The organism is Shewanella electrica (genome assembly GCF_022321485.1).
In the GTDB taxonomy this organism is placed as follows: Bacteria; Pseudomonadota; Gammaproteobacteria; order Enterobacterales; family Shewanellaceae; genus Shewanella; species Shewanella electrica.
Genome location: NZ_JAKOGG010000001.1, coordinates 289,586 through 310,049 on the forward strand (window position 1 = coordinate 289,586; position 20,464 = coordinate 310,049).

Genomic DNA, 20,464 nt, shown 5'->3' on the forward strand with positions numbered 1-20,464 from the left:
ATGATTAGCTAGCGGCAGATTCGCCGTGATACAAGGCGGCAATCTGGTCGGCAAAGGCGGATAAAATGGCATCGCGTTTTAGGCGGCCGTTAGCGGTGGTAAATGGTGCGAGTTGTGCGGGGCTGACGCGCAGCCAATGCCACACTTGCGCGTAGTCTGGTAACTGTTGATTCACCCGTGCCATGTAGCTGGCGAGTTGCACGTTATCGACCAGTTCGCTACAACTGACAATGGCGCTTAAGTAGGGTTCGGCATCACCGAGCACCATACATTGGCGCATAAACGGCTCAGCCATGATTTCCGATTCAACCCATTCAGGGCTGATGTTGCGGCCAAAAGAGGAGATCAGCAGGTTTTTACTGCGGCCGTTAATCCACAACCAACCGTTACGGCATTGCCCCAGATCGCCAGTGTGAACTTGTTGCGGATACCAGCTGCTCGGCACGCCGGCGTAGCCCAGATGACAGGCGCCGCTGACGACCACTTCATTGTTGACGACATTGACCTGACAGTGCGGCAGCACTTGGCCCACACTGCCATCAACTTGTTGGGTGGAGGTATTCAGCGCGACCACTGAGCCACATTCAGATAAGCCGTAGCCTTCGTAGACTGGCAAGCCCAGTTGGTGCGCTTGCGCCAACATCGTCGGACTGACCTTACCGCCGCCAACCGCGACAAATTGAAGGCTTGCTGGTGGCTGCCAGCCTTGCAAACAGGCATTCACCAGTAGCAGTAACAGCTGCGGGATCATAATGATGCTATTCGGTTGCCATTGGCTGATACAGGCAAGCAGGGCTTTATGATCTAACTTCGAGCTGCCGAGCATGCCGCGTTGTTGCTCCGACGGCACAATCACCATGCCGCCACACAACAGTGGACTGTAAACACCGGCGATATTCTCCAGCAGTGTGCTTAGTGGCAGTAACGCTAAGTGCTTGGGTTGGTTCAGCGCCGTCACGGTCGCTAACGATTGGGCTACCCGCCATTGGTGTTCGGTGGTTAAACACACACCTTTGGGGTTGCCGGTCGAACCTGAAGTAAAGGTGATTTTGGCGGTGCCTTGCGGCAACTGTGCTGGCTTTTTGGGCGTAATACTGACCGCATGATACCGGGCAATTTGGCTGCTCATTAGCGACACGGTTTGCTGCAGTTTGCTGGCGAGACCGGCATCTTCACTCAATAGCAGTTGTGAGCCAGCCTGTTCAAGACAGGCGTCAATCTGGCTTAGTGAGAAAAATGGCGGCAGTGGCTGCAGCACAATGTTGGCCTGTTGGCAGGCCAAATCGACTACGACCCAATCAATACTGTTGCCGCCGTGCAGAGCGATGCTGCGCAGTTGCAGGGCGCTAAAGGTTTCACTGAGTGCTTGCACTCGCTCATATAGTTGTTGATAGCTCAGTTGCAAATCGCCATCAGTGATGGCTGGGCGGTCGGCAAACTGTTCGGCGAGCTGCTGAAAGGTATACGTCATCTAGTGATTACCTCAACGTGACTGCTGCAATTGCGGCAAAATGGTATTCGCGGCGCGGGTGATATCGGGTAGCAGTTGCTGCTGAATACGACGCAGCCGCGGATGTTGTTCGACGACGGCTATGGCAGTTTTAATACTGCCAACCATCACCGTAGGTTGATTCAGGTAGTAGCTGCCCCAGTCCTCTTCGTCGTCACGCAGTTTGGCGGGATCGGCGACACACAGCGGAATTGGCGAGAAGCCCAGCATTAACATCAAGCGTTGTACTTGGCTGGTGGCGGTAAACACCATCCACTCAAACTGGCATAAATGCAGCAGGGTGGCTAATGCCGCCATTAAGCTCGGGCCATAGGCTTTTTGCGTGACCGCGAGGTTGCCCACTTCGACCAAGCGCAATCGGTCAACCGGCTGCTTAAATTGGCTGGCAACTAACTGCTCAATCGGTTGCGCCAGATATTGCTCCAGAAACAGCGGTGTTTCGGTGCCGGGACGCAAGCCAAAGGCGGCGACTATCTGTTGTTCTGGGGTAAGTAATGACAGCAATAACGGCATAAAGCGGTGAATATGCGCTTGATGCACTGACTTGAATTGCTCGGCAATAAATTGCTCAGCAGCTTGGCGTTGTGACTGCTGTGGCACGGTAAGGGTAAATAGAGGTCGTTCAGTGATGCTCGCAAGAACTTGGGAAGCCGATTCCACTGACGGATAGCTATTACCAGATGCTTGATTCATAAAGCCACTCCGCTGTGATGTATCTCACATAAAAATTAGAAGCGGAAGCTTAAGAATTGCTTATGGGTCAAAAATTTAGCGGGTTAAAACAATTAACCCGCTGATTTAGTGTGGAATTAAAATTTAAACTTTTTTCTGGCGAGGCTAATTAGCACTACCGCAGCGGCGAACAACAGTAGCGGTAACTGGCCGAAACGATTAAACAAGGTCATGCCACTGACCAGTGCGACTTTGCTAGTTAATACGCCTGACTCAAACTGCGGTAAACGGTCGGTAATATTGCCGTGTTCATCGACGACAGCGGTGACACCGTTGTTAGTGCCACGCAGCAGTGGACGACCTAATTCCACCGCGCGCATCTGTGCAATCTGCATGTGTTGCAGTGGGCCATTGGACTCACCAAACCACGCGTCGTTGGACACAGTTAATAGCATCTCAGTGTGTTCGTTGACGTTGTCACGCAATTGTTCAGGGAAGGCAATTTCATAGCAAAGCGCTGGCGCTAAAGTATGACCAGCGGCCATCAAATTAGTCTGCTGATATTGGCCGTCGCTGAAAGATGACATTGGCAAGTTAAAGAAGGGGGCAATCGGCCGCAGCAATGATTGGAACGGCACAAATTCGCCAATTGGCAGTAGGTGGTGTTTGCGATAACGGTTGTTGTTATCCAACTGATAATCGCCCGCCGCTTGCTGTGATTGTTGGTAGTTACCCAACACAATCACCGCGTTATAAAACTTGCCATTCACCATGCTAGGAATCCCCGTCACAATGGCGCTGTTGTTAAGATTGGCGGCGCGGTTGGCGTTGTCGAGAAACTCTTGGCTATCAAACTCCAGTGAGGGCACTGCCGCTTCCGGCCAAATCACGATATCGCTATCGGCAAAGTGTGGTCGGGTTAAATCCATATACTTGAGCAAGGTTGGCCACAGTGCTTCAGGGTGCCATTTCATACTTTGCGGAATATTCCCCTGCACTAACGCCACGTTGACGCTCTCACCGGTGCGCTTGATGGCGCTGTAATATGGTGCGGTGAAGACAACTGTGGCTAATACCGCCAACCACAACGGCAAAAACAACGGCTTTTTACGCAGCAACAACACCAACGCGCCAGCGAGACTCACTAGCACAAAGCTCAATCCCAAGGTGCCGATATCGGCGGCCAATGGCCGTAATGGCCCTTCGGTTTGACTGTAACCGAGCCACAGCCACGGAAAGCCGGTCAGCACCCAGCCGCGCGCCCACTCGGTTAATACCCATAATGCGGGAAACAGCAAACATAGCCGCCAACTGGAAGCTGGGCGAGCAGTGGCACGCTCAGTTTTATGCGGTTGGCTTAACTTGCCATAACACCAGCCTGCGAGTGCCGGAAATAACGCGAGATAGGCGCAGAGTAACGCCATGAGAATCACTGCGACAATCAGCGGCAGTTCGCCGTAGCGCACCATGCTGACGTGCACCCAACTGATGCCGGTGGCAAAACTACCAAAGCCAAAACACCACCACAGTTTGGTGGGGGATAACGGTAACTTATCGGTGAGCCAGAGTGCGGCGGCGACAGCCAATGGCACAATCGGCCAGATGTTGTAGGGAGCGTAGGCGAGGGCGGTAAGCGCGCCGATGGCAAACATCAGCGCGTAACAGAGCGCGGCTTTACCGCGCGAGAGCGTGTGCAACACTAGTCATTACTACTTTCAGATTCATCCTGATCTGGGAGTTTAACCCGTAATTGCACTAAACGGCGAGTGTCGGCGCTAATCACTTTAAACTCATAGCCGCCAATGGTGATTTTTTCGTTGCGTTCCGGTAGGCGGCCAAAGGCGTGACTCACTAAACCACCAACGGTATCGAACTCATCATCGCTAAAGTTACAGCCAAAGTGTTCGTTAAAATCATCAATAGCAGTAAGCGCTTTGACCATAAATACTCGGCCACCGACTTTGCGAATATCGGGCTCGTTTTCGGTGTCATGATCAAACTCATCTTCAATCTCACCGACAATCTCTTCCAGAATATCTTCAATGGTCACCAGACCCGATACACCACCGTATTCATCGACCACAATAGCCATATGGTAACGTTGGGAGCGAAACTCTTTCAGTAATACATCAACCCGTTTGCTTTCTGGCACAACTACGGCTGGGCGGATCACCTGTTCCAGTGAAAATGGCTCGTCGCCATTGTTAAAGCCGTAAGGGATAAGATCTTTGGCCAGTAGGATGCCTTCAATATGGTCTTTATCTTCGTTCACTACCGGAAAACGAGAGTGTGCGGAAGAGATGACGGTGTTGAGGATTTCATCCACACCATCAGTATATTGAATAGCTACGATCTGCGAACGTGGGATCATGATATCCCGTACGCGTAAATCCGAGACTTCCAGAACACCTTTGATCATCTCGCTGGTGTCTTCGGTAATGAGGTCGCGCTGCTCTGCGTCTTGAATAACCTCTACCAGTTCTTCACGATTCTGGGGTTCGCCCTGAAACAACTGACTAACTTTGTCTAACCAGCCTTTCTTTTGGGCGTTCGTACTCGGGGGGATGTCGTCACTCATAATGTTTCCTGTGTCTGACGGGCAGACAACTATTGCTCCTTGTATGGGTCGGTAAAACCAAGACTTTCAATTAGTTGGGTCTCAATAGACTCCATCTCTTCAGCCTCGTCATCTTCAATATGATCATAACCTAGCAGATGCAGGCAACCATGCACAACCATATGTGCCCAGTGGGCTTGTAATGGTTTCTGCTGCTCGGCAGCTTCACGCGCCACCACGGGCGCACAAATTACTAAATCACCCAGCAACGGCAGTTCTATTTCCGGTGGGGCTTCAAACGGAAAAGATAACACGTTAGTTGGCTTATCTTTACCGCGATAATCGTTATTTAACTGCTGACTTTCCGCTTCATCGACAATGCGAATAGTCATTTCAGCGACTGGCATCGCGTTGCCAATGGCCAGCGTGGCCCATTGCTCAAAATCTGCCTGCGTGGGCAGATCTGGTGCTTCAAAAGCGATTTGCAAATCCAAATCGAGTTCAAGACTCATGATGGTTAGTTTCCGTTACAGATTCACGTTGCTCACGGGCTCTTTCTTTGGCAGCTTTAGCGGCTTGCTCTAGTTGCTCGTGTTTTTCATAGGCTTCAACAATACGTGCCACCACGGGATGGCGTACCACGTCTTTCGATTGGAAGAAGTTAAAGCTGATTTCATCTACTTCTGACAGCACTTCAATACAGTGGCGCAGGCCAGACTTGACATGTTTAGGTAAGTCGATCTGAGTGATGTCACCGGTAATCACCGCTTTTGAGTTAAAGCCGATACGGGTGAGGAACATTTTCATCTGTTCCACGGTGGTGTTTTGGCTTTCGTCCAAAATGATAAAGGCATCGTTGAGTGTCCGACCACGCATGTAGGCCAGCGGGGCGATCTCGATCACACTTTTTTCAATCAGACGTTCAACTTTTTCAAAACCGAGCATCTCAAACAGCGCGTCGTACAGTGGCCGCAAGTACGGGTCGACTTTCTGACTTAAGTCCCCTGGCAAAAAGCCTAACTTTTCGCCCGCTTCAACCGCTGGACGGGTCAGCAAAATACGGCGCACTTCTTGGCGCTCTAACGCGTCTACCGCGGCGGCAACGGCCAAGTAAGTTTTACCCGTACCGGCTGGGCCGATACCAAAGCTAATATCGTGGCGTACAATGTTGCTCACGTATTGCGTCTGATTTGGGTTACGCGGCTTAATCACCCCTTTACGGGTTTTGATGAAGTGCTCTTTTGGCTGTTCGCTGTCGGCATCAGCTTCCAGTGACACGGTTTCCTGAATGGCGATATGCACTTGCTCAGGATCTAAATCTGGCAGATTGCCTTTTACTGGCGCGGTTTCAACATAAAGCGTTTTCAGCAGTTGAGTGGCTGATAAACACCCTTGCGGTTGACCCACGATGCGAAAATGGTTGTTACGGTAGCTGATCTCCACGCCAATACGACGTTCGATCTGTTTGATGTTATCGTCAAAAGGACCACAGAGAGAGGCCAGGCGGCGGGTGTCTGCCGGTTCCAGATAGAGGTCCATCGCAGTCAGTTTGTTGGACAAAAATAACTCCACTTATTACTTACAACGTAAAAGTTCAGTTTACGAGCCTGTCGCTGGAAATGCTAATGGAAAATCAAGCGACCTTAAACGAGAAAGGCGACTTACGCCGCCTTTCGTTGCTGTCTTATGGCGTGTAAGTGCCCACGCCTAAGGTATCTTCTTTCTGATGTTTGGCAACAATGTCGACCGGACGCAGGCTTTTACGCAGGTCCATCTCATCTTCGCCACGGACAAATTTGCCACGCAGTGAGTTGGTGTAGACATCCATAATCTCAACATCGACAAACTTGCCGATGTGATGCGGTTGGCCTTCAAAGTTCACTACGCGGTTGTTTTCGGTACGGCCACGCAGTTCCATTGGGTTTTTCACCGATGGGCCTTCCACCAGAATGCGTTGCACGGTGCCGAGCATTTGGCGGCTGTAACGCATCGCTTGGTGCGTAATGGTGTCTTGCAGGCGCGCCAAGCGCTGCTTTTTCTCTTCCAAGTCGACATCATCTGGCAGATCTGCCGCTGGCGTGCCCGGACGCGCGCTATAGATAAAGCTAAAGCTATGGTCGAAGTTAACCTCTTCAATCAGCTTCATGGTGTCTTCAAAGTCTTGCGCGGTCTCACCCGGGAAGCCAACGATGAAGTCAGAGCTGATTTGAATGTCAGGGCGTGCTTTACGCAGACGACGAATAATCGATTTGTATTCAATTGCCATGTGACCACGTTTCATCTGGGTCAGAATGCGGTCTGAACCTGATTGCACCGGCAAGTGCAGGAAGCTCACCAACTCAGGGGTGTCTTCATACACATCAATGATGTCTTGAGTGAATTCAATCGGGTGGCTGGTGGTGAAACGCAGACGGTCGATGCCATCAATAGTGGCGATAAAACGCAGCAATTCGGCAAAGCTACAGATCTCGCCATCGTGTTTCGCACCACGGTAAGCGTTCACGTTTTGGCCGAGTAGGTTAACTTCACGCACGCCTTGTTCAGCCAGTTGCGCCACTTCCAAAATCACGTCATCTAACGGACGGCTTACTTCTTCACCGCGGGTGTATGGCACCACGCAGAAAGAGCAGTATTTGCTGCAACCTTCCATGATGGAAACGAACGCGGTTGGGCCTTCGGCGCGTGGTTCAGGCAGACGGTCAAACTTCTCAATCTCTGGGAAGCTCACGTCGATAACGGCTTTATTACCGCCTTGCACTTGATTGATCATCTCTGGCAGACGGTGCAAGGTTTGTGGACCAAACACGATATCTACGCATTGGGCACGGTCTTTAATTGCTTTACCTTCTTGCGAAGCTACGCAACCGCCCACGCCGATGATCAGATCGGGATTCTTGTCTTTCAGGTTTTTCCAGCGACCAAGCTGATGAAAAACTTTTTCCTGAGCCTTTTCACGAATCGAGCAGGTATTAAGCAACAGAACGTCAGCCTCTTCCGCATCTTCGGTCAGACTATAGCCCTGAAATTCGTTTAACAGGTCGGCCATCTTTGCTGAGTCATACTCATTCATCTGACAGCCCCAGGTTTTGATATGGAGTTTCTTGCTCATCAGTTTTGCCGTGCTCTCTCGTACCGCTGGGAAAAATAGCGCGCTATTTTACCTGTGATGGCGCCAGCATGCCAATAGTCCGTGCAGGATCTGGCTAAAATAACCGAAAAGCAGTTGCGAGTTAAGCGTTGCGAGTCGCGAGCTGCTCGAATCTCTCGCTGACGTTTTCTCAAATATTGATTTGCGGCATAATAGCGCCAACCCGCGTAAGTTATAGTAATGACTTCCTTTTCGGTCTGTTCGCTGTGCGCCAGTACAGCCAGTAGCAGCACAGCATTAAGCTGTAGACAATATCAATGAAGCATGAGCCGCAACCACACAGGTGATGAGCGCTTCTGCAGGAACGAGAACGTGACAAAACAACATATCCAACACGACGTAGTCATCATAGGTGGTGGCATGGTGGGCGCAGCCGCAGCATTGGGCTTAGCGCAATTGGGACTGTCCGTGGCAGTGGTGGAACATCGTCAACCGCAGGCGTACGATGCGGCGCAACCGCTGGATGTGCGCGTATCGGCTATCAGCGTGGCTTCCGAAAATCTGTTAGCCCGTTTGGGCGCGTTGGATGCCCTGTGGCAGATGCGTAGCGTGCCGTATCGCGGCTTAGAAACCTGGGAAATGGACGGTTGTATTACCCAGTTTCACGCTTCACAGTTAAAAATGTCGCACCTCGGTCATATTGTCGAAAACCGTTTAGTGCAGTTGGCCTTGTGGCAGCAGTTTACCGCGCACGACAACATCCACTTATATTGCCCAGCCAAAGTCAGCCGTCTAGTACGGGCTAGCAGCGGTATTGAAGTGAGTTTAGATGACGGTCAGGTGTTGGACGCACATCTGTTAGTGGGGGCCGATGGTGCCAACTCTATGGTGCGCCAATGGGCGGGCATTGGTGTTACTGGCTGGGATTATCGCCAGTCATGCATGTTGATCAACATCGCCACCGAGGGCGCCGAGCAAGATGTCACTTGGCAACAATTTACCCCCAATGGCCCACGTTCGTTACTGCCATTGCCGGGCAATAACGCCTCATTGGTTTGGTACGACCAAGCTGCACGTATCAATGCCTTGTCGCAGTTTAACAATAAACAGTTAAAGCAAGAGATTGATAAACACTTCCCTGAGCGGCTCGATCGCCGTTTTGAGGTGGTCAGCAAAGGCAGTTTCCCGCTGACCCGTCGCCACGCCAATCGCTACTTTAAAGATCATCTGGTGCTGCTTGGCGATGCCGCCCACACCATTAACCCGCTGGCGGGGCAGGGCGTTAACTTAGGTTTTAAAGATGTCGAAGCGCTGATTGATTCAGTAGCGAGTGCCCTCAAAGCCGATGCGCCAACGTGGTGGCAAACCAGCACCTTAGAGCAGTACCAACGCAGCCGCTGGTTTGATAATCAGTTGATGATGACCGGCATGGATCTGTTCTACGCAGGCTTTAGCAACGACTTACTGCCGCTCAAGCTCGCGCGTAATGTTGGGCTAAAACTGGCGAATTTTAATAATCCGGTCAAACAAAAAGTGCTGAAATACGCCTTAGGCCTCTCCTAGCCGCCAACGCGCCGATTTGTTGTTCTTTTGATTAGAGTGCTAAAATGCCGCGTTTTCAGTTCGCGGCATTTTGGTTTATGGCCGAATGCCAAATAGTCCTAGCAGTGACGATAGAATTTCATGACAGATATAAAGCTGATTGTTGGATTAGGAAATCCTGGTGCCGAATATGAACGGACCCGCCATAATGCTGGTGCTTGGTATGTTGAGCAACTAGCGCGTCAATATGGCGCAACCTTGGTGCCCGACAGCAAATACTTTGGCTTAACTGCGCGGTTAACGGTAAAAGGGCGCGATGTGCGTTTACTGATACCCACCACGTTTATGAATTTAAGTGGTAAAGCGGTTGCCGCTTTAGCTAACTTTTTTAGAATCGAGCCACAGCAGATTTTGGTCGCCCATGATGAATTAGACATGCCTCCGGGCGTGGCTAAATTTAAGTTGGGTGGAGGCCATGGCGGCCACAATGGCTTGAAAGATATCATCGCCAAAATGGGCAATAACAAAGATTTTTATCGTTTGCGGATTGGTATTGGTCATCCCGGCGATAAAAACTTAGTCAGCGGTTTTGTGTTGGGTAAAGCGCCACAGTCTGAGCAACAACTGCTGGATGCCACCATTGATGAAGCGGTGCGCGCTACCGATATTCTGCTTACAGATGATTTAACCAAAGCCATGAATCGCCTGCACGCGTTCAAGGCGCAGTAATTTTACAACGATTTTATAGCCGGTTATCCGCCGGAATTTGATTGAAAAAGGGTATTAACATGGGTTTTAAATGCGGCATCGTGGGTTTGCCAAACGTCGGTAAATCGACTCTGTTCAACGCGTTAACTAAAGCTGGCATTGAAGCGGCCAACTTTCCTTTCTGTACGATTGAGCCAAACACCGGCGTGGTACCCGTACCAGATCCACGTTTGGATGTATTAGCTGCAATTGTAAACCCAGAACGTGTGTTGCCAACCACCATGGAGTTTGTCGACATTGCAGGTTTGGTTGCTGGCGCATCAAAAGGTGAAGGCTTAGGTAACAAATTCCTCGCTAACATCCGCGAAACTGACGCTATCGGTCACGTGGTGCGTTGCTTTGAGAACGACAACATCGTGCACGTGGCTAACAAAGTTAACCCAGCATCAGATATTGAAGTCATCAACACTGAATTGGCATTGGCTGACTTAGACAGCTGCGAACGCGCTATCACTCGTCAGCAAAAACGCGCCAAAGGTGGTGATAAAGACGCTAAGTTTGAAGTCGAAGTATTGGAAAAATTGAAACCCGTACTCGATGAAGGCCACATGCTGCGTACGCTTGAGTTAACCAAAGAAGAGCTGGAAGCCGTGGCTTACCTGAACTTCTTGACTCTGAAGCCAACGATGTACATTGCTAACGTGTCTGAAGATGGTTTTGAAAATAACCCACACTTAGATACCGTACGCGCCATCGCGGCCAAAGAAAATGCGGTAGTGGTACCGGTTTGTGCGGCAATTGAATCAGAGCTGGCTGAGATGGATGCCGAAGAGCGTGATGAGTTCATGGCTGACCTTGGCTTAGAAGAGCCAGGCCTTGACCGCGTGATCCGCGCGGGTTACGAACTGTTGAACCTGCAAACTTACTTTACCGCGGGTGTAAAAGAAGTGCGTGCTTGGACTGTGCCTGTTGGTGCTAGCGCGCCACAAGCAGCGGGTAAGATCCACACTGACTTTGAACGCGGCTTTATTCGTGCGCAAGTAATGTCTTATGACGACTTTGTGCAATTTAAAGGTGAGAACGGCGCGAAAGAAGCAGGTAAGTTACGCGTAGAAGGCAAAACTTACATCGTTAAAGATGGCGATGTGATGCACTTCCTCTTTAACGTTTAATCAGCTAAATTGTTCGTCAGCAGCAGAAATGCTGCTGATTTAGCTTATAATTGTGTACTGGCTGCCCAGTTTGGTGACAATATAAGCGAACGGCTTAAAAGCGGGAATTAACACGAAAAAAGCTGTTGACCTGTTTGGACCGAATAAGCATAATACGCCCCGTTCTCTCGGGAGAGAGGGCAGAAAGTTGTAGCGGCTATGTAGCTCAGTTGGTTAGAGCACAGCACTCATAATGCTGGGGTCACAGGTTCAAATCCCGTCATAGCCACCATCCTTTTAGGATGCATCATTCCGAAATGCGGGAGTGGTGAAATTGGTAGACACGCCAGATTTAGGTTCTGGTGCCGCAAGGTGTGAGAGTTCAAGTCTCTCCTCCCGTACCATTTTCGCGAATGATGAAGTATAACTTTTAAGTTGGTGGGGTATCGCCAAGCGGTAAGGCACCGGTTTTTGATACCGGCATACCCTGGTTCGAATCCAGGTACCCCAGCCATTTTCTCCCAGCACAAATCACAGGTGGGGTATCGCCAAGCGGTAAGGCACCGGTTTTTGATACCGGCATACCCTGGTTCGAATCCAGGTACCCCAGCCATTTGTGACCTTTTGTGGCTATGTAGCTCAGTTGGTTAGAGCACAGCACTCATAATGCTGGGGTCGCAGGTTCAAATCCCGCCATAGCCACCATCAAACAGCACCAAGTGTTAGGTGATGCTGTCCACGGATGGGGTATCGCCAAGCGGTAAGGCTCCGGATTCTGATTCCGGCATCCCAGGTTCGAATCCTGGTACCCCAGCCAATCTCCGCTCGACAATATGTAAATCCTCAGGTGGGGTATCGCCAAGCGGTAAGGCACCGGTTTTTGATACCGGCATACCCTGGTTCGAATCCAGGTACCCCAGCCATTTCTCTTCTTGTTTTATCTTCCCATTTCAAATTAGTTAGATTTATTGCGCTTGGTAGCGTGGTCTTCGCGTTGCTGTCGTTTGCACCACGGTGATGGCACTCATTATTGTTGCTTACGCGATTCGTTGCTTTTGCTTGTTTCTCTGAGTCTCCTCATCACCTGTATCTGCTGGGAATGTCTGGCGTCGTGCTGATTGTTGAAGCGTTGTCGGTTCGCCTCTGTCGTTTATGCCTGTCCTCAGTTGGGCTGTTTGCTTTCTGTTCAGTGTGGCGTCTTGGCGATAAAGATGATAAGTTCGTTCTAATACAGTCAGTTAACTATTATGCTGATTGCGATAGTTGAGCATGCAACAATCAAGGACGTTGGCAACATGCATAAAAGCAAATTAGCTGGATTCATCATCGATTGTCATACCGCGGATTTACGTTCAGCCTCGCTATTCTGGAGCGAAGCGCTGGGTATGCCAACCCACTCGGCAACATCGGCAGGCAATCAATATGTGCAGCTGTTAGACCCCAATAGTCAGCTCCATATCGAAGTGCAGCAAGTTGATCACCCTAGTCGCGTCCATCTTGATATTGAGACCAACGATATTGCCGCTGAAGTTAAGCGTCTTGAACGTCTCGGTGCCAAGGTTATTAAGCTGTTAAAAACGTGGTGCGTGATGAAAGCGCCGACGGGGCAAAGGTTCTGTGTGGTCAATAACAGTTCCCCAAACTTTGAACAACAAGCGACCGCGTGGGATTAATCAGGCGCGATTCTGTTAAACGGGTACATTTACAGCTGCAACCAATCTCAATGGTTGGTGAGTGGCTATCACATGAGAAAAGGAGGTTTTATGGTGGATGAACTGATCAAGTCATCACTCGCTACGGTACAAATGGGCGTAGCAAAAGCAGACGGCAAGCTGACTTTAACCACAACAGCACTGAGTTTTGTGCCGTTTAACGCGCAACTTGGCCTTGGTCCTTATCATTTCCAACGTGATGCCATTATCTCGGTGGAACCGGCGGTTGGTAAGGGCGGGGGGATATTGCCGCTCACTACTGATGCGATTCGTATCACCTTATCTGATGCATCAACTTACGAGTTTATCATTGCCATGCCTGCGCAATGGTTGGCCGCATTTGGGACGCTTGCCAGCTAATCAAAGGCGCTGTTGGAGCGAGTTTGTTATGCAATTGTCCGTATGGGCACCATGAGTTAAAGAGGATTAGATGGGATTTAAGTCTCTACGTTTAAAAAGAAGTAATGTGTTTTACCCTACCTACGGCAGCAGTCGTAATCTGGCCGGCTTGCTGCGCAGCATTACCTTAGATGATGAAAAACTTGAAGATATCCTTGAGATTGAAGAACAAGCGCATCGGAACCATGAGCAAGGTGTTGAGGCGGAAGACTTGGAGCTGTTGCTGAAGCAAGCAAAAAAGGAAGTCGCGATCAGCGCCCAAGATATCGAGCGGATCTATGTGCAGATCCTGCGCGGCGGCCGCGTACCGAAAAAATTAGCTAAAGCTGATTACCCGTTACTCATGTCGGCATTTCAACAACTACTGCCTGAACTTAGGGATGGCGCAAGCATCCATCAAGCCTATTTTAATCGCTATCAAGCCTTGGTGTTGTTTGGTGAGGCGCCGCATCACGCCTTAAGCGAACCATTGCCTCAGGACTATGACGCTTACCAGACATATCTCAAGGCTTGGGCGCAAGTGAACAAATATAGCCACATGGGCGGCATGGCGGCTAAGGTCGATAAATTTAGACCGTTCGCTGATGATTCAACAGTGATTCACCGCTTTCAGCAAGTGCTTTATTGCACCAACTTCCAACATTCAACCGTGACCCAACTGAAGTATTACAGCGTGTCGCAACTCTATTTTTGGGGCATGTTGTTAACGCTGCTATTAAATAAAGAGGTGCGTTTTACGGTGCTTGATCAATTGTTCTCGTTAGTTGATACCGTGCCGCTTTTTGATGAGCACATAGCGCATTTGGATTACTTTATTGAAGCGGTTGGTGATGCAGAATTGTCAGCCTACTACCAAGCGAAGAAATAGCCGTTGCGAAAGCAAGCTTATCTCAAGGAGGAGGTCACGTGTTTTGGAAAATCATGTTTTGGCTAACGTTCATGCTGCTGGTATTGCCTTTTCCGTTCAAATTGGCAGAAATGATTTCAGGTAAGGATCAGCGCGCTTTGACGGTCAAACTTGAGGAGATGGCAAATGCTGTCTTCTTCTCTATCGGCTTAATTGCATTTTGGCAGTTTGCCTATACAACGGACACGTCATCTCATCCTTTGTTTTGGTATCTGTGGTTGAGTATCGCAATAATCTGGTCGATTGTTGCCATGTTTAAATCAGCGAAGCTTGATTATGCTGTTGATCAGGTAGGTAAAAAGGCAACGGTGATGATGGCGTATTTTAGTACGCTATTTTTTCTGCCAATGCTGGTGGCCGTGTTTAGGTATGCTGGATAGTTGCTGGTGCTTGGGATGCAACCAGCGGTTACTAAAGGCTGATGGCTGCGCCATACCAAGCTGCGCTTGGTGAGATTTATCACTGCGTGATTGCAACCTGCGGTTGCGAACGTCGTGAGCTTTCGCGCTCACACTACGAGACAAGGGGACTGGACGGCCTCGAACAACATCCATGTTTAACGGCCAGCTCGCCGTCCATGGCTCGCGCTCATAAGCACACTCATCATCGATGAGTATTCGCCCTTCTAAATCCCCATGCCGCCCCGACGTCGCGAAACGCTGCGGCGCTTCTGGTTTGCCATTTTCGCAAATCGCTCTGATTCGCGGTCCCTCGCTCACCATCGCTTCGAGGCATCGACGTACAGGATGTACTAATGCCGTGGAGCACAAGGATGTGCGAGAACGGCGAATATCTCGATTGCTCAATGGCTGCCCAACGCTCCTTCGCTGCGCCAAGGGGAATTGATGTTGCCTCAGAATTTGAACGTATTCTTTGGTATAGATAGTGCTCAATTTAGCTAAATACCTATTGTGCTCAATAGGATGTGCGCTTAGATTGGCTAATCTAACCTTATTAAAAAGCTCTATTGCTATAGTGAATTCTTACATGATGTCGTTTATTTCACTATAAAGTTGTGAGGAAGCATCCATGAAAGATAAAGAGAAAATTGCGCTATTTATTGATGCTGATAATGCACCTGCCAGAAAAATCGACAAGGTTCTCTCTGAATTGGCTCGGTATGGTGTAGTGAATATTCGTAAGGCATATGGGAACTGGAAAAATCAAAATTTAAAACCTTGGGAAGATGTGCTTCATGAGTTTGCCATACAGCCAATTCAGCAGTTTGACCTTACCAAGGGAAAAAATGCTACAGATATGGCATTGGTTATTGATGTAATGGATATTCTATACACGAAGGATATCGACGTTATTTGTTTAGTGTCGTCCGATTGTGATTTTACGCCATTGGTAACTCGTTCATTGGCGGATGGAAAGTTTGTTATTGGTTTTGGTGAACGTAAAGCGCCTTTAGCTTTTGTTAACAGTTGTTCTCGGTTCCTTTATCTTGATGAAGATAGTGAAATAGAACTGCCTATCCAAAAGCAAACAAAGAATATTAAAAGTGATACAAAGCTAATCAATTTACTGCGGCAAGCGATTGAAGCTGTCGAAGAAGATGATGGTTGGGCTATGTTAGGCCCAATTGGTACACATATTTCTAACCAAGCGTCGTTTGATCAACGAAATTATGGCTATAAGAAACTAAGTGATCTGTTTTTAAGTATTGACCTATTTGAAATGAAAAAAACGAATGGTTCTGTGTTGTGGGTGAGAGATAAGAAAAAGGCAAAACAACTAAACAAGACGAGGTGAGTTGCACTGTAAAGAGTGCACAGAAATGCTTAGTATTTCTGTGAATCAGGGCCAACGAACATAGGAACTAATAATGTCGTCAACTCATCTGCAAGTATATGATGTTAATGGTAAACACTTAGGTCATTTTGATGGCGAGTTTTTCTATACTTCTCCCGATATAGGTTTACGTGTCGATGGTGATGAAGTATATAAAATTCTTGGAGGAGCTCATTTTGGTTACGTCGAGGATGGGAAAATCGTAGATACTCGCGGATTGGTTCGTTACTCACTTCAACCATAGCTCGTCGTAGGAATGTAGCACATTCAATCGGATGAACTTTCTGTTTAAGTAGTCCTATTAAAACAACAGCCAATAAAAAACGCACCCGTGGGTGCGTTTTCTGTATCCATCAAGCAAACGCTTATTGATGGAACATGGCAGAGATAGACTCTTCGTTGCTGACGCGGCGAATCGCTTCAGCCAGCACTGCTGACATGGTCAGCTGCGTTACGCGGCCTACTGCTTGCATTGCTGGGCTCAATGGGATGGTGTCAGTGATGATCACTTCGTCAATCATTGAGTCTTTGATGTTATCTGCAGCGTTACCTGAGAATACAGGGTGAGTTGCATAAGCAAACACGCGGTTGGCACCGTGAGCTTTCAGTGCTTCTGCCGCTTTACATAAAGTGCCACCGGTATCGATCATATCGTCAACGATAATGCAGTCACGGCCTTCAACATCACCGATGATGTGCATGACTTGCGCTACGTTGGCTTGTGGACGACGTTTGTCGATAATTGCGAGGTCGGCATCATCCATCAGTTTGGCAACGGCACGAGCACGTACTACGCCACCGATATCTGGAGAGACAACCACAGGGTTTTCAAATTTCTTCGACAGCATGTGCTCCAGCAGCACTGGGCTACCAAACACGTTATCTACTGGTACATCGAAGAAACCTTGGATTTGTTCTGCGTGCAGGTCACAAGTCAGTACGCGGTCAACGCCAACGCTAGACAGGAAGTCTGCAACAACTTTTGCAGTGATAGGCACACGAGCACTACGCACACGACGGTCTTGACGGGCATAGCCAAAGTAAGGGATTACGGCGGTGATACGACCTGCCGAAGCACGACGCAGAGCATCAACCATGACAACCAGTTCCATCAGGTTATCGTTGGTAGGAGCGCAAGTAGACTGGATAATGAATACATCCGCACCACGTACATTTTCATTGATCTGTACGCTGATTTCACCATCGCTGAAACGGCCAACCACGGCGTCTCCAAGCTTACAAAAAAGACGATCGGCGATCTTCTTGGCGAGACTGGGGGTGGCATTCCCAGCAAAGAGCTTAATGTCGGGCACTTTAGGAACCTCGGGCGTTTGCTTTGTATAAGAACTTAGGGGATAAAGTGACACGCTTTATCCTTGGATGAATCGGTTCAGAGTTCGCCTAAGCGGCTCATTAATGGGGAGCGATTCATACCCCTAGCAACAAATCCACGGAACGTTGATGGCATTTGCGCAAAACAGCTTCGCGCTTGCTGCTCTGTCTCGAATTGACCAAATACACAAGCACCAGTACCGGTCATTCTGGACGGCGCATATTCTATCAGCCACGCGAGCGCGTTGGCAACTTGCGCGAACTGCTCTGTGACCAATTTCTGGCAGTCATTTTTCCATTCAGAGGACAATAAATCACACAATTGCAGCTTAGGTGTATCGCGTGGCAGCGCGGGGTGTTGAAAAACATCCACAGTAGCAACGTGGACATCGGGAGCGATCACCACATACCAGTGTTCATCAATTTCGACAGGTTGCAGTTTTTCACCCACCCCTTCGGCGAATGCCGCTTGGCCGCGAATAAACACGGGAACGTCGGCACCTAGCTTGAGCCCAAGTGCCGCTAACTCGTCTTCGGATAAACCGCATTGCCACAGCGCATTGAGTGCGACTAAGGTGGTGGCCGCGTCGGAAGAACCGCCGCCCAAACCGCCGCCCATGGGTAATTTTTTATCTAGCCAGATCTCCGCGCCTTGGCGACAGCCGCTAGCTTGTTGCAAAGCCTTAGCGGCTTTGACAATCAAGTTGTCTTCGGGGGCAACATCGATAGTGACATTACTACGCAGCACAATCGCGGCATTGTCGGTCACTTTGACATCGAGCCAGTCACCAAAGTCGACAAATTGAAACAGGGTTTGCAACTCGTGATAACCGTCAGCGCGACGGCCATTCACATGCAGAAACAGATTGAGTTTAGCGGGGGCTGGCCAACCCAGCGATACAGCGTGGTTACTCATGGGATTTTCCTTGCGGCAACTTTTCGGTGAGCGCCTGCCACTCAGTTAACTGGATTTTTAGCGACACATCTTGGCGTTGTAACGTTAATAGCCGCGGCAGTTGATGATGCGGTAGCTGCTGCCAGCTTTGGTAGTCAATCTGCCACGGCGGCGATTGGCGTTGTTCAATTAAGGTCTTTGGTTGGCCAGCGGCATCGCGGGCCACGATGTCGGCATCGCCGGGCAGGCCGACAATCCATTGTGGTAATTGGCTAATCGGAATTTGCCAGCCGCTTAAGTGTTGCACCAGCTCATTGGCGTTGCGGCCTTGGTAGGTTTTGCCGTCCACTTCTAAGCTGGCTGAGCGGGCGTCGCTAGTTAATAGCAGCAGGGTAGAGCCAATCATGCTGGTGAGCCGCAGCTCATCCGACTGTGGCGTGTGCAGCCAGTACAGATTGGTACTGAATTTTTGCTCAGGAGTTTTTACGGCAATTTTGCCTTTCAGCTCCCATGCTTTGGCGTCTTGCACCCGGTTCACTTCCGTGGGTTGCCAATCGGCCGGTGGCGTGATGCCGCAACCGCTGAGCCAAAGTAGCGCGATGAGCAAGCTGCTATTGCGAATGAAACTCATGTAATGAGATAAATTTGTGAGTCGCTTCAAAATAATTGTGGCTGTTCCGCTTTTTGGTGGCATCTATGATACGAGTCCTTTGCGTTGCGACACAACATATGTCTAAATGCCGCATCTATCAGAATTTGCTGTTATGAGTAATTTTTAAGCAAGTGCTGGTAAATAAACGAATTAAGTGAGAGTTTTCAGCACTTTTTTCACCTTTATTCGGTTTTGTTAAGCGTATTCTGTTTTTAGCTTGGTCAATTAAGTAAAATAGCGCCAACAAATAGAATCACGCCAAGAGTCCAGAACGAGTCAGATGAGCCTTGTAGCAATTGGTATTAACCACAGAACTGCCACTGTTGACTTGCGCGAGAAAGTCGCCTTTTCCCCAGACACCATCCACGAAGCGATGAAAAGCCTTGCCGGCGAAACTGGCACTGGCGAAGCGGTGATTGTGTCTACCTGCAACAGAACAGAACTGTACTGCAACACCGAAGATGCTCAGAAAGTCGTTAATTGGTTAGAGCAATACCATCAGCTTAGCCATGACGATGTAGCACCTTGTTTGTATCAGCATGAAGGCCAAAAGGCCGTACAGCACCTGATGCGTGTGGCATCTGGTCTCGATTCGTTGGTATTGGGTGAGCCGCAGATTTTAGGGCAGGTTAAGCAGGCATTTTCCAAAGCCAAAGAGTCCGGCACTGTGGCTGCCACTATGGACCGCTTATTCCAAAATACATTCTCTGTTGCCAAGAAAGTCCGTACGGAAACTGAAATCGGTTCGGCGGCCGTATCGGTTGCGTTTGCAGCCGTTGTCATGGCGAAACAGATCTTCTCTGCACTGAGCAATACCAAGGTGTTGCTGATTGGTGCCGGGGAAACCATTGAGCTGGTGGCTCGGCACTTAAAAGAGAACGGCGTCGCCTCAATGGTGGTGGCTAACCGCACGCTTTCACGTGCCGAGGCAATGTGTGACGAGTTCAATGCCACAGCAATTACACTCGAACAGATACCAGACTATCTGTCAAAAGCCGATATCGTGATATCCTCTACCGCCAGCCCACTGCCAATACTTGGTAAAGGCATGGTGGAAAAAGCGCTGAAGCAGCGCCGCCATCAACCTATGTTGTTGGTTGATATTGCGGTACCTCGGGATATAGAAGCAGAAGTTGCCGACTTGGATGACGCTTATCTGTACACCGTGGACGATCTGCAAAGCATCGTGGAACAGAATATGGCTTCACGCCGTGAAGCCGCCGAAGAAGCGGAACTTATTACTGAAGAGCAGTCATTCCAATTTATGGAATGGATTCGCTCGTTACAGTCAGTCGACAGCATTCGTGAATATCGTACGCACGCTAACGAGATCAAGGACGAATTACTCGAGCGGGCGGTGCACAAATTGACTCAGGGCGGCGACGCCGAAGAGGTGCTTCGTGAATTGGCGAATCGTCTCACCAATAAACTGATCCATGCACCGACCCAAGCGTTAACTGTGGCTAGTCGCCAAGGCGATTACAATGCTCTCGGACAATTAAGAACCGCGCTCGGCTTGGAAAAAGACTAAGGTTAGCGAGCTAA

The 20,464-nt window shown here is 49.4% G+C and carries 20 protein-coding genes and 7 tRNA genes; 17 read left to right on the forward strand and 10 right to left on the reverse strand.

Features of this window, described 5'->3' with window-relative positions:
• Positions 1-4: 4 nt before the first annotated feature.
• The 7 genes from L9G74_RS01240 to miaB form a co-directional block, all read right to left on the reverse strand.
• The gene (locus L9G74_RS01240) at positions 5-1,471 is read right to left on the reverse strand and encodes an AMP-binding protein (RefSeq protein WP_238894459.1); all 1,467 of its coding nucleotides are present in this window, start codon (positions 1,469-1,471) and stop codon (positions 5-7) included.
• A 12-nt stretch (positions 1,472-1,483) separates the two neighbouring features.
• Positions 1,484-2,203, reverse strand: a complete 720-nt coding sequence (locus L9G74_RS01245) for a thermostable hemolysin (protein ID WP_238894460.1) — start codon at positions 2,201-2,203, stop codon at positions 1,484-1,486.
• 116 nt (positions 2,204-2,319) lie between these two features.
• Complete coding sequence (gene lnt / locus L9G74_RS01250) at positions 2,320-3,834, reverse strand: apolipoprotein N-acyltransferase (protein WP_238894710.1); 1,515 nt, start codon at positions 3,832-3,834, stop codon at positions 2,320-2,322.
• 47 nt (positions 3,835-3,881) lie between these two features.
• Complete coding sequence (gene corC / locus L9G74_RS01255; RefSeq protein ID WP_238894462.1) at positions 3,882-4,760, reverse strand: CNNM family magnesium/cobalt transport protein CorC; 879 nt, start codon at positions 4,758-4,760, stop codon at positions 3,882-3,884.
• A gap of 29 nt (positions 4,761-4,789) precedes the next feature.
• Positions 4,790-5,251 carry an rRNA maturation RNase YbeY gene (gene ybeY, locus L9G74_RS01260; protein WP_238894464.1) on the reverse strand — a complete coding sequence of 154 codons (462 nt, stop codon included), beginning with the start codon at positions 5,249-5,251 and terminating at the stop codon, positions 4,790-4,792.
• Entirely contained in the window at positions 5,241-6,299 is a 1,059-nt protein-coding gene (locus tag L9G74_RS01265) for a PhoH family protein (RefSeq protein WP_238894466.1), read from the reverse strand. Before L9G74_RS01265 ends, ybeY begins: the two co-directional genes overlap by 11 nt.
• A 124-nt stretch (positions 6,300-6,423) precedes the next feature.
• Positions 6,424-7,848, reverse strand: coding sequence for a tRNA (N6-isopentenyl adenosine(37)-C2)-methylthiotransferase MiaB (gene miaB / locus L9G74_RS01270; protein ID WP_238894468.1), 1,425 nt, complete (start codon positions 7,846-7,848; stop codon positions 6,424-6,426).
• 351 nt (positions 7,849-8,199) lie between these two features.
• On the opposite strand from miaB, the gene L9G74_RS01275 reads away from it, so the two are divergent.
• The 16 genes from L9G74_RS01275 (at position 8,200) to L9G74_RS01350 (ending at position 16,284) form a co-directional block, all read left to right on the forward strand.
• Positions 8,200-9,390, forward strand: a complete 1,191-nt coding sequence (locus L9G74_RS01275) for an FAD-dependent oxidoreductase (RefSeq protein WP_326521498.1) — start codon at positions 8,200-8,202, stop codon at positions 9,388-9,390.
• Positions 9,391-9,510: 120 nt separating this feature from the next.
• A complete protein-coding gene (gene pth, locus L9G74_RS01280; protein WP_238894469.1) occupies positions 9,511-10,098 on the forward strand; it encodes an aminoacyl-tRNA hydrolase in 588 nt (195 codons plus the stop codon).
• Between the two features lie 59 nt (positions 10,099-10,157).
• Positions 10,158-11,249: a redox-regulated ATPase YchF gene (ychF, locus tag L9G74_RS01285; protein WP_238894471.1), complete on the forward strand. Its 1,092-nt coding sequence runs from the start codon at positions 10,158-10,160 to the stop codon at positions 11,247-11,249.
• 194 nt (positions 11,250-11,443) lie between these two features.
• A tRNA-Met gene (locus L9G74_RS01290) sits at positions 11,444-11,520 on the forward strand.
• A gap of 27 nt (positions 11,521-11,547) precedes the next feature.
• Positions 11,548-11,632, forward strand: a tRNA-Leu gene (locus tag L9G74_RS01295).
• A 35-nt stretch (positions 11,633-11,667) separates the two neighbouring features.
• Positions 11,668-11,742: transfer RNA gene (locus tag L9G74_RS01300), tRNA-Gln, on the forward strand.
• Positions 11,743-11,766: 24 nt separating this feature from the next.
• Positions 11,767-11,841 (forward strand) — tRNA-Gln (locus L9G74_RS01305).
• Between the two features lie 15 nt (positions 11,842-11,856).
• A tRNA-Met gene (locus L9G74_RS01310) sits at positions 11,857-11,933 on the forward strand.
• A 38-nt stretch (positions 11,934-11,971) separates the two neighbouring features.
• Positions 11,972-12,045, forward strand: a tRNA-Gln gene (locus tag L9G74_RS01315).
• A 31-nt stretch (positions 12,046-12,076) separates the two neighbouring features.
• Positions 12,077-12,151, forward strand: a tRNA-Gln gene (locus L9G74_RS01320).
• Positions 12,152-12,523: 372 nt separating this feature from the next.
• Positions 12,524-12,901, forward strand: coding sequence for a VOC family protein (locus tag L9G74_RS01325; RefSeq protein WP_238894472.1), 378 nt, complete (start codon positions 12,524-12,526; stop codon positions 12,899-12,901).
• A 90-nt stretch (positions 12,902-12,991) separates the two neighbouring features.
• Positions 12,992-13,300 (forward strand): hypothetical protein, encoded by a 309-nt coding sequence (locus L9G74_RS01330; protein ID WP_238894473.1) that lies wholly within the window; start codon positions 12,992-12,994, stop codon positions 13,298-13,300.
• 70 nt (positions 13,301-13,370) lie between these two features.
• Positions 13,371-14,207 (forward strand): hypothetical protein, encoded by an 837-nt coding sequence (locus tag L9G74_RS01335; protein ID WP_238894474.1) that lies wholly within the window; start codon positions 13,371-13,373, stop codon positions 14,205-14,207.
• 38 nt (positions 14,208-14,245) lie between these two features.
• A complete protein-coding gene (locus L9G74_RS01340; protein WP_238894475.1) occupies positions 14,246-14,626 on the forward strand; it encodes a hypothetical protein in 381 nt (126 codons plus the stop codon).
• Positions 14,627-15,275: 649 nt separating this feature from the next.
• Positions 15,276-16,001: an NYN domain-containing protein gene (locus L9G74_RS01345; RefSeq protein ID WP_238894476.1), complete on the forward strand. Its 726-nt coding sequence runs from the start codon at positions 15,276-15,278 to the stop codon at positions 15,999-16,001.
• Between the two features lie 73 nt (positions 16,002-16,074).
• Positions 16,075-16,284 (forward strand): hypothetical protein, encoded by a 210-nt coding sequence (locus tag L9G74_RS01350; protein ID WP_238894477.1) that lies wholly within the window; start codon positions 16,075-16,077, stop codon positions 16,282-16,284.
• A gap of 121 nt (positions 16,285-16,405) precedes the next feature.
• Here the strand turns inward: L9G74_RS01350 and L9G74_RS01355 are convergent, their stop codons facing one another.
• The 3 genes from L9G74_RS01355 to lolB all read right to left on the reverse strand — a co-directional run bounded on the left by L9G74_RS01355 (position 16,406) and on the right by lolB (position 18,898).
• Positions 16,406-17,353: a ribose-phosphate pyrophosphokinase gene (locus tag L9G74_RS01355; protein WP_238894478.1), complete on the reverse strand. Its 948-nt coding sequence runs from the start codon at positions 17,351-17,353 to the stop codon at positions 16,406-16,408.
• A gap of 77 nt (positions 17,354-17,430) precedes the next feature.
• The gene (gene ispE, locus L9G74_RS01360) at positions 17,431-18,288 is read right to left on the reverse strand and encodes a 4-(cytidine 5'-diphospho)-2-C-methyl-D-erythritol kinase (protein WP_238894479.1); all 858 of its coding nucleotides are present in this window, start codon (positions 18,286-18,288) and stop codon (positions 17,431-17,433) included.
• Positions 18,281-18,898, reverse strand: a complete 618-nt coding sequence (lolB, locus tag L9G74_RS01365) for a lipoprotein insertase outer membrane protein LolB (protein ID WP_238894480.1) — start codon at positions 18,896-18,898, stop codon at positions 18,281-18,283. The genes ispE and lolB overlap by 8 nt, the downstream gene beginning before the upstream one ends.
• Before the next feature lie 301 nt (positions 18,899-19,199).
• On the opposite strand from lolB, the gene hemA reads away from it, so the two are divergent.
• The gene (gene hemA, locus L9G74_RS01370) at positions 19,200-20,450 is read left to right on the forward strand and encodes a glutamyl-tRNA reductase (RefSeq protein ID WP_238894481.1); all 1,251 of its coding nucleotides are present in this window, start codon (positions 19,200-19,202) and stop codon (positions 20,448-20,450) included.
• Positions 20,451-20,464: the final 14 nt, after the last annotated feature.